We start from the raw sequence: 14,418 nt of genomic DNA on the forward strand, positions 1-14,418 counted from the left end.
CCGTCTCCTCCTACAGTCATATACAAGCCATTAAAATGTAATAATGGCTTGCAACAAAGATTGTGCATAAGCCGATTGAACATCTTTCAAACTTTGAAGATGAACGATTTCTTCAATTTGTCCGTCTCGAAAAATAATCACCCGATCACATAGAAAAGCAGCGGCTTGGACGTCATGGGTGATAAAAATATAACTTAAGTGATACGTTTGTTTTACTTGTTTTAATAACTCAAGAACTTGCGTTTGAACAGAAACATCTAATGAACTAATCGCTTCATCAAACACAATACATGCTGGTTCAGTTGATATTGCTCTTGCAATACAAACTCGTTGAACTTCTCCCCCTGATAACTCATGCGGATACTTTTTCCGATAAGACGGATTTAAACCAACCTGTTCTAGTAATTTATCAATTTTCATGTCGTGTTCTTGTTTAGTCTTTTTCCAATAACGTAACGGTTCATACATCGCATCTTCTACTGAAAAAAAAGGATTAATGGAAGATTTATAGTCTTGAAACACAGCACTTAAATGGCCCCTACGGACTTTCCTATCGATGACGTTTTTCCCCTCAAATAACACGCTCCCTCGGTCTGGTTTTTCAATTCCTAACATTAGCCGTCCTAACGTCGACTTTCCACTTCCACTTTCACCGATAATGCCAAGACATTCCCCTTCTTGACATGAAAAGCTAACATTCTTTATGACTATTTGGCTTTTTTTTGAAAATAACACTCCACTTTTATATGACTTTTCTACATTTTTAACTTCTAGCAATGCTATGCTCTCCCCATCATTTTTTTGAAATTATCACTTAACGCCGCTCTTGTAGAAATTAAATATTTTGTATACTCATGTTTCGGTGCATTAAAAATAGTTTCCGTCTTTCCAGACTCTACGATTTCTCCTTCTTTCATGACGATAACATCATCTGCAATTTTTCGTACAACACCTAAGTCATGTGAAATAAAAAGAACGGAACAAGCGATTCTCTCCCGCAGTAATATAAACTGCTCAACGACTTCATATTGTGAAATTGCATCAAGGGCTGTTGTCGGTTCATCTGCAATTAAGAGGTCAGGTTCTAATACAAGTGCCAACGCTATCATTATCCTTTGTAACATTCCTCCTGAAAGCTCATGTGGATATTTCTTTAAGATGTCACTCGGATGTTGCAACATTACTTTTCCCATTGCTTCTATCATTTTTTCTTTGCACTCTGTTTTATTCCAGCGATAATGTGATTGTATTGTTTCTCGTAAATAAACCCCAATCCTACTAGATGGATCAAAAGCACTCATTCCATTTTGAACGATCATACAAATATGCTTGCCTCGTTTTTTTCTCATTTCTTTTTCAGAAATCGCATTTAAGTCCAACCCTTGAAAGGCAATTTCTCCTGTTTGATGGAGCCATTGCCGATTTAATCTCATCACCGCTTTACAAGTGACAGACTTCCCACTACCACTTTCTCCAACAATCCCAAGGCATCGGCCTGTTTCAAGCTGAAAAGAACTATCTTTAATAATGACTTGTTGTGTTCGGCTGTCTACAATCTTTAAATGTCTCACATCTAAAAGAGTTTCCATTTATTTCGCCACCTCTTTTTTCAATCGTTTCATAGGAAAAAGAGATGTGTTTATTTCTTGTTTACTAGAATGCGCCAATGTCGGATCAACGGCAACTTGAAGACCATCCGCTAAGAAATTAAAAGCAGAAACAACAATAATAATGGCTAAACCAGGTGCTAGCATTAGCTCTGGTCTTGTAAACATCACTTCCCGTGCTTCATTAAGCATCATACCCCATTCGGCTTGTGGAGCTTGAATCCCTAATCCTAAAAAAGAAAAACCTGATATTTGTAATATCATCGATCCAATCGTACTACTCGAGAGAACCGCAACATCAGAAAATGTTACAGGAACAATATGTTTGTAAATGATGTGGGTATTGCTCATCCCAGCTGCTTTTGCAAACTTTACATATTCTAACTCTGTGTATTGCATTACTGATGTTCGAATAAGTCGGGCAAACCAAGCCCATTTTATTAAAATAAAAGCAAATAATATATTTTCAAGGCCGACACCTAATATTCCTACGATAGCTAAGGCCATCACATATCCTGGAAAAGAAAGCATTGTATCACAAGTTCTCATAATAAGAGCGTCCACTTTCCCCTTATAATAACCTGCGATAAACCCGAGTATTACCCCTATTAAAACAGAGATAAGAAGAGCAACGAGCACCGCTAACACACTTGGTCGAATACCGTAAATGAGTCTCGATAAGATACAACGCCCTAAATGGTCATTTCCTAATAAAAACTCCCAGGACGGTGTGGCATAGCGAAGAGCCATATTAACTTTAATTGGGTCATGAGGAGCAAAAACAGGGGCAAACAATCCAATGACAATGGTCGCTATGATGATAATAAAAGATAGCATCGTTACTTTATCTTGGCTTACTATTTTTATCCATGGCATTATAGGTCATTCCTTAGTTTCGGGTTCATTCCCGCATTAATAATGTCTGATAGCATATTAAACAAAACAAATGTTACGGCTAAAATAAGTACATAAGCTTGAATCACAGGAAAATCACGACTTAATATTGATTTCACCGTTAAACTGCCTAACCCTGGCCAAGCAAATACGTTTTCAATGACAACCGTGCTCCCTAAAATAATTGGAATGGCCATACAAAAAACAGAAACAGCAACTTGCATTGAATTTTTCAAAATATGAAGCATGATTCGCGATTCAGTTATCCCACAAGCTCTTGCATACAAAACAAAATCTTTATTTTTATTGCTTAATACAGAACTACGAACAACCCGAAAGTAAATGCCAGCATAACTTATCGTAATGACGATAACCGGTAGAATATAACTTTGATAAGAGTGCATTCCACTCGTCGGCAGCAAATCGAGCGTGACAGAAAAGTACCAAATCATTAACGTCGCTAACCAATATGATGGCATTGACGTTAACATAAAAGAAAAACCTCTTACTGTCTTGTCAACTAGTTTACCTTCATATATTGCACAAACAACCCCTAATACAATCGATACAATGATAATGACAACCGACGATACGAGCGTCAGTTTCAACGTATTGATAAATGCAGGGCCTATAAGTGTCCAAACAGGATCATTGGTTACAAACGAATAACCAAAATCTAGCTGAAGGCTAGCTAATACCCAATGAAAATATTGAATAAAGAACGGTTTATCCATCCCTAATTCAGCTTTCGTTTGAACAATGAGCTCTTCTGTAATTTGAGGTACTCCTTGCGCTTGCAGGACAACCTCTGCCGGGTCTAACGGAGATAGATTAATTAAAACAAATGTCAAAAACGATATCGCAACCAATAATGGCATTGTTAACACGATTCTTTTTATGATGTAGCCTAGCATCAACAGACTCCTTCTATAAAAGTGTAATGGAAGATATCACTTGAACATATCTATTGGGATGTCCCTTAAGAAAAACGCGTAGCGTCTTTTCTTTCAAAAAAATAGAAACATCCCTTCACTTTTATTCAAAATACATTCGTTCAAATGGCAGCTCAAATTGTGTTTGCTTAAATTGAATTCCCTTTACGTCCTTCGGGGCAATAATCGTCAAACTTCCATTTGTTAAAGGAATAAACACAGCTTCATTATGAACGATCGTTAAAATATCTTCATAAAGAGCTTTACGTTTGTCTTCATCAGTTGAAACCATGACTTCATCAATCTTGTCGTATAGTTCTTCTGCCTGAGCTATTCCGCTTGTTGTATGGAGATAAGATGATTCTGTCATAAAAGCAGAAATCGTACTTTGCGGATCATAAGCAAGACCCCATGTTTGATTAAAAAGTAATTCATATTCCCCTGTTGCTCTTCGGTTCGAGATTGATGTTGATTCCTCTCCGTATATTTCTACTTCCATTCCAATTTCAGCTAATGAACTTTGAATAAACTCTGCTTGTGTTTTTTGAGAAGAAGAATTACTGTCATAATAAAGGGTTAAGGCTAGACTCTTTCCATCCTTTGCTCTCACATGAGACCCTTCTTCTAACGTCCAACCTGCTTCATCTAATCGTTCTTTTGCTTTTTCTAAATCAAAACCTCGCTCTTTAAGCTCTACATTGGCATATTGAATGTTTGGTGAAAATAAAGTATGAGCCTCTGTTTCTGTTCCATCAAAAATAGTGTTACTAATCGTTTGTCGGTCAATAGCATACCAAATCGCTTCACGAACCGCGGTTTCTCCTATTGGACTCTCATGCTTGCTACTATTAGCGACGATCATTTTCGTATTCATTGCTTCACTTCGAACTAGTTGAAATTCACTAGATTCAACTAATTGATTCATAGCTTCCACATTCAAACTATCTGTCCCCCTGTCGTCCGTAAACACAAAATTTATTTCTCCTTTTTGCAATGCTAGAAATGTCGTTTCACCTGCTGGCAAAACTTTTGACGTAATTTTCTTAATGCTTGGCTCCCAGTCCCAATACTGTTCATTCGCTTCAAATGTCGCATATTCGTCTACTTTATGCTCTTTAAGCATGTAAGGGCCTGTGCCGTGATAACCATTTACACCTTCTTTCGTTTCCCCGTCGATAAAATCTTTTGGTGAAATAAATACATACGGTCTCGTCATCGATAATTCGTGTAACGTTGGATAATACGGTTCTGTTAAAATAAACTCAACCGTATACTCATCGACAACATTTACTTCTTCAAGTTTAGTAGATAACCGAATCCACGAATGGCGTTCCGCATTGCTTTGGACAGCTTCTATATTTTGTTTTACTGCATCAGCATTAAACGGTTCTCCGTCATGAAACGTCACGTCTTCTCGCAAATAAAACGTATATACTTTTCCGTCATCTGAGATTTTCCATGATTCAGCTAATAACGGTTGAATTCCTTCTGCTGTATTCTCAACTAATGACTCAAAGATCATCCCTTGTGCTGGCATTGATCCAGTGTATAAGTGGGGATTCATATCATTAATATCATTTGCAGCGGCATAAACGATTTCTGACTTTTCGTCTTCACTTGAATCTGTTCCAGTTTCTTCTACTGTAGTACACGCCATCAATAAACCTAGTGACAATACAAACAAAAATAAAAAAGTAACAAAACCTTTTCTCACTATACTTCCTCCACCTTTTTTAAATCGTAATGATTACTATTATTAAAGGTAAATTATAGCAGATTGTTCAACTCTGTCAATCTTTCCTCTATGAACTCTAAATGGGAGTTTGTGACTAAACAATCACACTATTGCTCATGTGATTTCCACGCTAGTCGAATTGTCTTGTTTTAGCTAAAAGCTATGTTCTTCTTGTTTTTTGTAGAATTGGTGGTGGCTTTGATCGATTAGACAGAAAAAAGGCACAACCTAAAGTTGCACCTTTTTCCTTAGAAAACTTTATATTTCATTCATATTACTAGTCTCTGCTTTTTTTAATCGAGTCTTTTTTTTTGTAAAAAACCCGAACAAGCTGACATGTTATATTCCCATAAAAAACCGCCTTAATTGTTAGCAAGCCTCAAACAATTAAGGTGGAGTTCAGTACACATATTATACTTCTTGGTTGGAAGGTAATATTATAATAAATCCCAATCGATTTCCATGCCCCACTTTTTTCCAAGCTCTTCGATTTTATTTCTATAATCTTCATCCATTTGCACTACTTCTATAATTCTCTCATTATATGTATGATCATCTAGGTCAATTAGCCATTCCTTTTCAGCATGTAACTCAACTTCATATGTTTGAGTGTAAAGTTGATGAATTTCCTTTAATTCCTCATTACTGATATTTTCTCCGTATTCTTGAGATTGAGAAATTAACCTCTCAAGAGTAGGTATAATGACAGTTTCCGTCACAGTATCAGCCGGGACATTTGTTTCGATAAGTTGCTCCACTTTATCTTTTAAATGATTATACTCATTGGTAATTTCAGCTGTATCGACAAGATATTCTTCCATTTCACCAACATTACCTGTAATCGTGTGAATGATGGAACATCCAGATGCTACAAATAGTATAAATAAAGCTGCTAAAAAAAATACAATTTTTTTACTCAATTTCTAACTCCTCCTGGTTGTGTATATAATTTACAGAAATGACGTTTTTAAATTATAATAGAACAACTCAACTATTGAAATAGGTCTTAACTAACATTCAACAAAAATCTACAAATTTGACTATCGAATTAAACAACAAATTTAATAGTAAAAAGTTCCTAATCACGAGTTAATAACCAAAATGGCTAAATGGACATTAAACAATTCCTTGCTGGAAATAATATCTAAATGGCAAATAGTAAAATTAGAAAGACAAGCCATGGAGTGAATCAACAAGGCAGTATTTGGTAGCATGACCAAAATATTAAAGAAATGAAAAACAAAATAGGATAGCGAACCTAGGAGATTGACTACAGTTGTCTGTTAACCCAAGCCTCTCTTGCTTTACCCATACAACTCCAACAAGTCAGCAAAATTTTCAATCGTTTCATCAGACTCACTCACGTCACCGAATCCGTACGCGGCATAGACAAATGGAATGTTTGCCAATCTGGCTGCTTTTACATCCCCTTCTGTATCTCCAATATAAATCGGACGGTTTAATTGATTTCTTCCCATTACAAGCTTTATGTTTTCTCCTTTAGATAACCCGGACCTACCTGGATTCTCGTAATCTAAAAAATACTTACCGACATTATGAAAGTGGAAAAACGCTTCAATATACCCTTCCTGACAATTGCTGACGATAAAAAGCTTATATTTTTTAGAAAGCGTTTGAAGTACGTGTTCAACTTGGTCGTATAACTTTCCTCCAAGCTTACGTAAATAGTCGTTTTCCACTTCCCCACATTTTTGTAGCAGCTCTATTCGTTCATCTTCCTGCAAGTAAGGAAATAACTTTTGTCCAATCTCATGGATTTGGAGCCCCATTGAGTCATGTAAATCTTCAAGGGTAATTTTCTTTTGTACTTTAGGATGTTGATTTAAAATTTCATTCCATGCCATGAGAACCGTTGAACTTGAATCCCATAATGTTCCATCTAAATCAAAAATAATACTATCCATCTACATTCCTCCACTTCTCTACTCATCATCTTCTTCCCTAAGAATCTCTTCTAAAAAACGCTCGCGGTGATCTAGGAAGTATTTTGTTATTTGGTAATGGTCGGTTTCTTCGTAGTCTATCTTCTTTATCTCGCCAGAATCAAAACTAAGAATCGTAGCTTCAGGATAACCTAACAAAATCGGTGAATGTGTCGCGATTATAAATTGACATTCTCCTGTCGATGATAAATCATAGATGATTTTTAAAAACGCAAGTTGTCGTTGGGGAGATAAGGCGGCCTCAGGCTCGTCTAATAAGTAAATTGCTTTTCCGTTGAAGCGGTGCAAAAACAAAGAAAGAAACGATTCCCCGTGAGACTGTTCATGTAAAGACTTCCCGCCATATGCTTCCCATGCCCTCACAGAATCAATATGAGAGGCAAAATGATAAAAAGACTCTGCTCTTAGAAAAAAGCCATTAGATATTTTCGGTAACCATGATAGCCGAATATAGTTGCCAAGAGCAGATTCCGAAGCTTCGAGGTCATATGTATTATTTCTTCCACCACCAGCTGTGTTAAATTGGCACTTATAGGCAATCGCTTCAAGCAATGTTGATTTCCCTGAGCCATTTTCACCAACAAAAAAGGTCACATTCTTCTCTAAATGTAGTTGCTGAAAATTTTGAATCGCTGGAATTGAAAATGGATATTCGGCTTGATTAGGAATAGTGTCTCGAAGCATTTCAATTCTTTTTAAAAACATCCAATCACCACCTCTTTACTACCATTTATGAATATAAGCACTTTCGTAATGTTGAAGTTTTGAAACTAATTGACTTGGTTCTTTGTCGATTACAATCAGTTTTTTATAGTCTGCCTTTACAAATCCTTGTTCAATCATATGGTCAAACAAAGATAAGATTGGTGAATAATATTCATTTACGTTAAAAAAAGCACACGGTTTTTCATGATATCCTAATTGGGCCCATGTAAACACTTCAAACCACTCTTCTAATGTTCCTGTTCCTCCTGGCATTGCAATAAAGCCATCAGCATAATCGGCAATTAACGCTTTTCGTTCATGCATTGTTTTCACAACATGAAGCTCTGTTAACTGCTCATGTGCAATTTCAACATTTCTTAGTTTTTCAGGTATGACACCAATGACTTTGCCTCCATTAGCCATGACCGCATCGGCAACAGCTCCCATACAACCAACAGTAGCTCCTCCATATACGAGATTGATATTGTTTTCCACAAGGACTTCTCCTAGTCTCCGTGCTTGCTCCATATAAACAGGATCATTTCCTGGACTTGACCCACAAAAAACGGCAATTGTTTTCATCTATATTTCCTCTCTTTCTATCTTTTGAAACTTCTACAATTATCACACAGGTTGAAATATTTAACAATTCTATATATAATCCTTCTCTCTTCTTTAAAAATCTAGTAATATGATGAAGTATCTTTTCCACTTATGGAGGGCTTAAGTTGAAATTAACGAACAAACAGATTTTTATGTTTCTATTCCTTGCCGTTTGTGTTGTTTCGTCTCTCTTTTTTGTTTTTCATAATTATTCGTTTTATGAACGACCTATTGCGAAAATCATAGAAACTCAACTGATAGAAACGACAGAGACGGTTGATATGTATAACAATGAGGACCAATTATATACCCAAAGCATCATCGCTGAAATAAAAAACGGAGAGTATAAAGGACAGTTGATTTCGTTAACAAATGAGTATTCATCCTCTCAAGCGTATGACCAGGAATACCGAGTCGGGAACGAGTTATTCGTTTGGATTGATGAAACGACTGTCGGAAGTGCTGAAATCACAGGCACTATTCAAGATGTGAAACGAGATAAATATTTATTGATCGTCACCTGGATATTTATTTTCACGTTATTGCTTGTCGGAAAAAAACAAGGGTTGTATTCTATCATTAGTTTATTTGTGAACGCTGCCATTTTATCGTATGCATTAGATGTTTACATTAAAACAACAAACATTAGTTTAGTATTTATATGTGGTGTAAGTGTCATTTTATTTACTGTCATTTCTCTTTTACTTGTAAACGGAAGAAATGAAAAAACATATGCTGCCATCATTGCGACACTCATCTGTACCTTTCTTCTATTGCTCATTGCCTATCTCGTCATGTGGGCCACAGCTGAGCAAGGTCTCCGCTATGAAGAAATGCAGTTTTTAACTCGTCCACATCAAATGGTATTTATGGCGGGGGTGTTAGTCGGTTCGCTCGGAGCTGTTATGGATGTAGCGATAACGATGTCTTCTTCGATTTTTAGTTTGTATGAAAAAAATAGCAACATCTCTGTGAAAGCAATGAAAACATCAGGAATGGAAATCGGTAAAGATATTATGGGCACAATGACAAATATTTTGTTTTTTGCTTATATTAGTGGCTCCATTCCGATGATGATTTTATACTTAAATAATTATGCACCCATTGGCTTTACCCTTTCGATGAACCTCTCATTAGAATTGGCACGGGCTTTAGCTGGTGGCATTGGCATTGTATTAACGATTCCAATTGGATTATATATTACGATATACTTCGTGAAAGTGAAGAGGGCGAGACGATGAGTGTAGTCACATGTTTAGCTGTCATCTTATTTCTATTAATGGTGTGGGTCGGAGGAAAAAAAGGCGCCCGTTCATTTCTTGCATTGTTTCTTAATTTTGCAGTCTTGTTTCTAACGATTCTTTTCATGTCCAATCCAAATGGGAATCCATTGTTGTTAACATTTTTCGCTTGTACCGTAATAAGCTGCATTAATTTATTTTATATTAATCGCATCAACATCAAGACAATCACTGCCTTTATCGCTACAGTAATTACAACCGTTATTCTCCTCGTGCTCATTATTTTCGTCACAGATTACGCGATGATTCAAGGGTTTGGTGAAGAAGAAATTGAAGAGCTTAGTATCTTTTCCCTTTATGTCGGTGTAGATTTCGTGAAAATCGGAGCAGCCGTTATTATTATGAGTACAATTGGCGCCATCATCGATATTGCGATTTCGCTCTCTTCTCCGATGCGTGAAATCTATTACCACAATCCAACTATCCGGCGAAAAGATTTGTTTTTGTCGGGGCTAGCGATTGGACGAGACATTTTAGGGACGAGTGCGAATACTTTATTTTTCGCGTTTTTCGGAGGTTATATGGCCTTGCTTTTATGGTATAAAGATTTGTCGTATTCCTTTGGACAGATTATTAATTCGAAAATATTTAGTGCAGAAATGATGACAATCCTTTGTGCTGGCATTGGCGTGGCATTATGTATTCCGATCACGTCTTGGATTACCGCCTATTTTTTAGTAAAAAAACGTGACCAAGTTGAAGCGGAAAAATAAAAGAATCAAAACGAAGCGTAGTAGTTACGGACATAGGTTCCGCTATTTCATTAAAAATAAAGCTTTTCTCACTTTTGTCGGACATACGTTCCGCTATTCACCAGAAAACAGCAGTGAAAATCTGCGTTTCTGCGCACTTAACGGAACGTATGTCCGTTAACATGTAGCCGACGCTATTTTTTCTTATAATAGCGGAACATACGTCCGTTAACACTGATGGTAGAAGAGAGTTACAAACAATAGATGGTTCTGCCTTCCCTCAAGACCTATACTCACGTTTTCAAAATGGATTTTCTCCTCTAATAAACGGAATGAAACGATGTACGACGCTCCGAAACAGAAAAGCCAAAACAACCTTGAGGAGAGAAGCCCTTTGTAAAATGAAACTTCTCTAAAAAGGAAAACTCCCATCACAATCGTATAAATGACAAAAAGGCAATAAGAAATTCCAAACCAATTCACCCATACATTTCCAACAAATGCGATCCCTTGATTTTCATATAAGTTGCTAGCGATATTCACGGTAAAAAAATAGCCGATGACTAAAAACAACACTACTTCCATTGACCGGCCAACATCTTTTATAAATGTTTTCAGTACTAACGCCTCCTCTCATTTTAGTATTGGAGGTTTCCTATGACGAGTTGCTTGTTCAAAGCTATAAGCAAGTTTGATTAGCGTACTTTCCGAAAAAGCTGTGCCGGCAAAAGTTACACCAAAAGGTCTACCATTTTTCATATATCCTGCTGGTACCGCAATACTCGGATACCCGGCTTTTGCACAAATCGTTGACCCGATATAGGACGGGAATACAATCGCATCAAGCTGATGTTTTTGAAGCGCATAGTCTATTCCTAATTCTTGTGAAAAATAAAGGTCTTCGATTTTTGCGTTCAAATACTCCGAGCTTTTTAATGCAGTTGGTAATTTGGCCCTTGCCTCTAATTTATCTTGACCATACTTTAAGGTTTGTTCTGAGAATTCCTCGTTAAATTGAATGAGTTCTTTTACTAAGTGCACAGGCATATGAGGTGGAAGCTGAAATAAATAGTTATCTAAGCTATGTTTTAACTCATAAAAGGACACGTCCCAGCTCCACTCTCTATGAAAAGATGGAATATCTACATCTTCAGTTAAAATAGCTCCTTGTTTTCTTAAAGTGTGAATGACGTCTTGGAATAACAATTCATCATGTTCTTCCGATTGCAAATAGCGTTCTGATGCATTTGTAAAAACACCAATTCTAGTACCAGCAAGACCTGACTTTTGTAAAAAGTGGGAATAGGTTTGTCTAGGTTTATACTTGCTTTTAAAGGTTGCCGGATCATCTTTATCTATCCCAGCTAGCACTTCTAACATGAAAGCGGCATCTGTTACCGTTCTCGCAATTGGCCCTGCCGTATCTTGAGAATAGGTAAACGGAATAAGGCCACTTCGGCTGATTAAGCCAACTGTTGGCTTAATCCCTACTACTGAGTTTTGAATAGCTGGACTAAGTATGGATGCATCTGTTTCTGTTCCGATTGCTCCTACTGTAAAATTAGCAGCGACTGCTACCGTTGACCCTGAACTAGACCCGCCGACAAAAAGGTCTCGGTCACCATAAGGATTAACAGTTTGGCCGCCTCTTGTACTATAACCAGCCCACATTTCACTTGCCATTCCATTAGCCAACTCAGTCATATTCGTCTTTCCTAATATAATCGCTCCTGCTTGACGTAATTGTTTTACAAGGAACGCATCTTCATTAGCAAGATTGTTTTGTAACGCTAGAGTACCTGCACTTGTATGCATAGCGTCTTTCGTTTCGATATTGTCTTTTAACAAAATAGGGATTCCATGTAATGGCCCCCTAGCCCGTGAAACTTTTCTCTCCTCATCTAACGCTTCCGCAATAAAAATAGCATCAGGATTAATTTCCAAAATTGAATGAAGGTGGGGACCTGCTTGGTCGTACTTCGCTATTTGATGTAAATAATACATGACTAGCTGTTTAGAGGTGATTTCTTCTTTGTCCATTGCAGATTGAATGTCTGTAATCGTCAATTCATCCCTGAAAAACTCAGCAAATTGTATCTCCATTTATACACTCCTACTCTTACTATTGTCACATGCAAGAGGGCAATACATATATAAATATCCCCCACAAACAAATAAAACTTCCAACTACAGTCATAATGGTGAAACTCGCTATTTTGTCACTTTTTACAAGACCATATACTCCACATAAAAGACTAGCGATTCCTAAAAAAACTCTCAAAAAAACCGACTGAATACACAGTGAATTGCTCCAACATATAAAGTCTTACGGAACCAAAAACTGAGATGTAAAGAAAGAAAATCACTTGGCAACTGACTCCAACTATCAATGCTTTCTTTTCTCGCTTATGTATTTTCATCAGCTTCATTTCGATATTCAAGAATGTCACCTGGTTGGCAGTCCAACGCTTTACAAATCGCATCGAGAGTTGAGAGTCGAATCGCTTTTGCTTTCCCATTTTTTAAAATTGATAAATTCGCCAGCGTTATTCCAACCTTTTCTGAAAGCTCGGTGACACTCATTTTTCTTTTCGCTAACATCACATCAATATTAATTATAATCGCCACTGCTATTCACCTCAGATCGTTAACTCATTTTCTGATTTTATCTTTAGCGCATTTTTTAATAATTTCTGAAGTACAGCCGCAAAGACAGCAATCACAACAGATGTAAACATAACCAGGAAACTAATAATGGCAACTCCTGGGTGCAATGCGTTTTGCGTTAGAAGTAAAATTGTCCCAACTGCATATAAGAAGGCAATTGCATTTCCACAATATTTAATCTTATTTAACGTGCTCACCGATAACTCAGAAAAAGCAGCGTTTTTTTCAATATAGTTCAGTAATTGCCAAGCTTGATGTAGTGCCATAAAAAAAGGGACTGCCGTTACATACAATCCAAGTAAAACTGGATATTTCAAATAAGCAAACTCTGGTGCTTGTTCCGCTGCGTTCCTCGCTAACCATGGCAACCACAATACACATAATGCGACTACCGTTATTCCTAACAAAATAATAACAATCTTTAAAAATAACGTCCGTTGTCTTTCCATCTGTCACACCTCGTTTTAATTTTGTCTTTATTTTACATCTATATTTATTGTCTTACAATAAATTTTTATTAAAAAATGATATTATTTTGACTTTAGGTAAACTGTTCAGAAATAAAAAAAGTTCCGTTCTAGAAGAAAGAAAGGAACTCTTTTTGATTCGGTAGGGGGGATTCTGGTTTAGTTTGTGGTGTGTTTGTACTTAATATGGCAGTTTTTGTTGGTTGTATTTGTGTTGGGGCCTTCGTGGGTTCGATGAAGGACACTTTTTGCTCGTTTTGCTTCTGTTTTGTCCTTCATCCCTCCGATGAAGGACACTTCTTGCTCGTTTTGCTTCTGTTTTGTCCTTCATCCCTTCGATGAAGGACACTTCTTGCTCGTTTTGCTTCTGTTTTGTCCTTCATTCCTTTGATGAAGGACACTTCTTGCTCTTTTTGCTTCTGTTTTGTCCTTCATCCCTTCGATAAAGGACACTTTCCGCTCGTTTTGCCCTTGTTTTGTCCTTCATTCCTTTGATGAAGGACACTTCTTGCTCTTTTTGCTTCTGTTTTGTCCAATAGAACCTCCCTATTAGACACTTCTTGCTCGTTTTGTCTCCGTTTTGTCCAATAGAGCCTCTTTATTAGACACTTCTCGCTCTTTTTGTCCCTGTTTTGTCCAATTGAACCTTTCTATTAGACATTTCTCGCTCTTTTTGTCTCCGTTTTGTCCAATAGAACCTCTCTATTAGACACTTCTCGCTCTTTTGGCTCCTGTTTTGTCCAATAGAAACGCTCTATTGGATACTTCTACTTCGCATTTGCCATTTACAAAAGGCTAATATAAATCAATTATAAGTATCTACATCCACGACTTTTAGGATTACACCATCT

The 14,418-nt window shown here is 36.9% G+C and carries 14 protein-coding genes; 2 read left to right on the top strand and 12 right to left on the bottom strand.

What is annotated here, in order from left to right; genetic code table 11:
* Window positions 1-30: 30 nt before the first annotated feature.
* The 9 genes from T323_RS0111490 to T323_RS0111530 all read right to left on the bottom strand — a co-directional run bounded on the left by T323_RS0111490 (window position 31) and on the right by T323_RS0111530 (window position 8,419).
* Window positions 31-777 carry an ABC transporter ATP-binding protein gene (locus T323_RS0111490; protein WP_026673409.1) on the bottom strand — a complete coding sequence of 249 codons (747 nt, stop codon included), beginning with the start codon at window positions 775-777 and terminating at the stop codon, window positions 31-33.
* 2 nt (window positions 778-779) lie between these two features.
* Complete coding sequence (gene cntD, locus T323_RS0111495; protein ID WP_026673410.1) at window positions 780-1,589, bottom strand: staphylopine uptake ABC transporter ATP-binding protein CntD; 810 nt, start codon at window positions 1,587-1,589, stop codon at window positions 780-782.
* Window positions 1,590-2,483, bottom strand: a complete 894-nt coding sequence (cntC, locus tag T323_RS0111500; protein WP_026673411.1) for a staphylopine uptake ABC transporter permease subunit CntC — start codon at window positions 2,481-2,483, stop codon at window positions 1,590-1,592.
* Window positions 2,483-3,415, bottom strand: a complete 933-nt coding sequence (gene opp1B / locus T323_RS0111505; protein ID WP_026673412.1) for a nickel/cobalt ABC transporter permease — start codon at window positions 3,413-3,415, stop codon at window positions 2,483-2,485. The genes cntC and opp1B overlap by 1 nt, the downstream gene beginning before the upstream one ends.
* Before the next feature lie 121 nt (window positions 3,416-3,536).
* Window positions 3,537-5,147 carry a staphylopine-dependent metal ABC transporter substrate-binding lipoprotein gene (cntA, locus tag T323_RS0111510; RefSeq protein WP_026673413.1) on the bottom strand — a complete coding sequence of 537 codons (1,611 nt, stop codon included), beginning with the start codon at window positions 5,145-5,147 and terminating at the stop codon, window positions 3,537-3,539.
* Between the two features lie 458 nt (window positions 5,148-5,605).
* Window positions 5,606-6,088: a hypothetical protein gene (locus T323_RS0111515; protein WP_026673414.1), complete on the bottom strand. Its 483-nt coding sequence runs from the start codon at window positions 6,086-6,088 to the stop codon at window positions 5,606-5,608.
* Between the two features lie 384 nt (window positions 6,089-6,472).
* Entirely contained in the window at window positions 6,473-7,093 is a 621-nt protein-coding gene (locus T323_RS0111520; protein ID WP_026673415.1) for an HAD family hydrolase, read from the bottom strand.
* An 18-nt stretch (window positions 7,094-7,111) separates the two neighbouring features.
* Window positions 7,112-7,837, bottom strand: a complete 726-nt coding sequence (locus T323_RS0111525) for an AAA family ATPase (protein WP_026673416.1) — start codon at window positions 7,835-7,837, stop codon at window positions 7,112-7,114.
* Window positions 7,838-7,855: 18 nt separating this feature from the next.
* Entirely contained in the window at window positions 7,856-8,419 is a 564-nt protein-coding gene (locus T323_RS0111530) for an LOG family protein (RefSeq protein ID WP_026673417.1), read from the bottom strand.
* Window positions 8,420-8,592: 173 nt separating this feature from the next.
* On the opposite strand from T323_RS0111530, the gene T323_RS0111535 reads away from it, so the two are divergent.
* Window positions 8,593-9,681 carry a YibE/F family protein gene (locus T323_RS0111535; protein WP_156942439.1) on the top strand — a complete coding sequence of 363 codons (1,089 nt, stop codon included), beginning with the start codon at window positions 8,593-8,595 and terminating at the stop codon, window positions 9,679-9,681.
* On the top strand, window positions 9,678-10,454 hold the full coding sequence (locus tag T323_RS0111540; RefSeq protein ID WP_026673419.1) for a YibE/F family protein: 777 nt from the start codon (window positions 9,678-9,680) through the stop codon (window positions 10,452-10,454). The genes T323_RS0111535 and T323_RS0111540 overlap by 4 nt, the downstream gene beginning before the upstream one ends.
* Before the next feature lie 612 nt (window positions 10,455-11,066).
* Here T323_RS0111540 and T323_RS0111550 read toward each other — a convergent pair.
* The 3 genes from T323_RS0111550 to T323_RS0111560 all read right to left on the bottom strand — a co-directional run bounded on the left by T323_RS0111550 (window position 11,067) and on the right by T323_RS0111560 (window position 13,549).
* The gene (locus T323_RS0111550) at window positions 11,067-12,536 is read right to left on the bottom strand and encodes an amidase family protein (RefSeq protein ID WP_026673420.1); all 1,470 of its coding nucleotides are present in this window, start codon (window positions 12,534-12,536) and stop codon (window positions 11,067-11,069) included.
* A 303-nt stretch (window positions 12,537-12,839) separates the two neighbouring features.
* Window positions 12,840-13,061, bottom strand: coding sequence for a helix-turn-helix domain-containing protein (locus T323_RS0111555; RefSeq protein WP_026673421.1), 222 nt, complete (start codon window positions 13,059-13,061; stop codon window positions 12,840-12,842).
* Between the two features lie 11 nt (window positions 13,062-13,072).
* On the bottom strand, window positions 13,073-13,549 hold the full coding sequence (locus T323_RS0111560; RefSeq protein ID WP_026673422.1) for a DUF2975 domain-containing protein: 477 nt from the start codon (window positions 13,547-13,549) through the stop codon (window positions 13,073-13,075).
* Between the last annotated feature and the right edge of the window lie 869 nt (window positions 13,550-14,418).

It is taken from the genome of Alkalihalobacillus bogoriensis ATCC BAA-922 (genome assembly GCF_000621445.1).
GTDB lineage: Bacteria > Bacillota > Bacilli > Bacillales > Bacillaceae_F > Bacillus_AO > Bacillus_AO bogoriense.

Excerpts from the sequence above, each read along its gene's own strand:
- cntD (WP_026673410.1), bottom strand. The coding sequence starts at position 1,589 with ATGGAAACTCTTTTAGATGTGAGACATTTAAAGATTGTAGACAGCCGA.
- cntC (WP_026673411.1), bottom strand. The coding sequence starts at position 2,483 with ATGCCATGGATAAAAATAGTAAGCCAAGATAAAGTAACGATGCTATCT.
- opp1B (WP_026673412.1), bottom strand. The coding sequence starts at position 3,415 with ATGCTAGGCTACATCATAAAAAGAATCGTGTTAACAATGCCATTATTG.
- T323_RS0111520 (WP_026673415.1), bottom strand. The coding sequence starts at position 7,093 with ATGGATAGTATTATTTTTGATTTAGATGGAACATTATGGGATTCAAGT.
- T323_RS0111525 (WP_026673416.1), bottom strand. The coding sequence starts at position 7,837 with ATGTTTTTAAAAAGAATTGAAATGCTTCGAGACACTATTCCTAATCAA.
- T323_RS0111530 (WP_026673417.1), bottom strand. The coding sequence starts at position 8,419 with ATGAAAACAATTGCCGTTTTTTGTGGGTCAAGTCCAGGAAATGATCCT.
- T323_RS0111535 (WP_156942439.1), top strand. The coding sequence starts at position 8,593 with ATGTTTCTATTCCTTGCCGTTTGTGTTGTTTCGTCTCTCTTTTTTGTT.
- T323_RS0111540 (WP_026673419.1), top strand. The coding sequence starts at position 9,678 with ATGAGTGTAGTCACATGTTTAGCTGTCATCTTATTTCTATTAATGGTG.
- T323_RS0111550 (WP_026673420.1), bottom strand. The coding sequence starts at position 12,536 with ATGGAGATACAATTTGCTGAGTTTTTCAGGGATGAATTGACGATTACA.
- T323_RS0111560 (WP_026673422.1), bottom strand. The coding sequence starts at position 13,549 with ATGGAAAGACAACGGACGTTATTTTTAAAGATTGTTATTATTTTGTTA.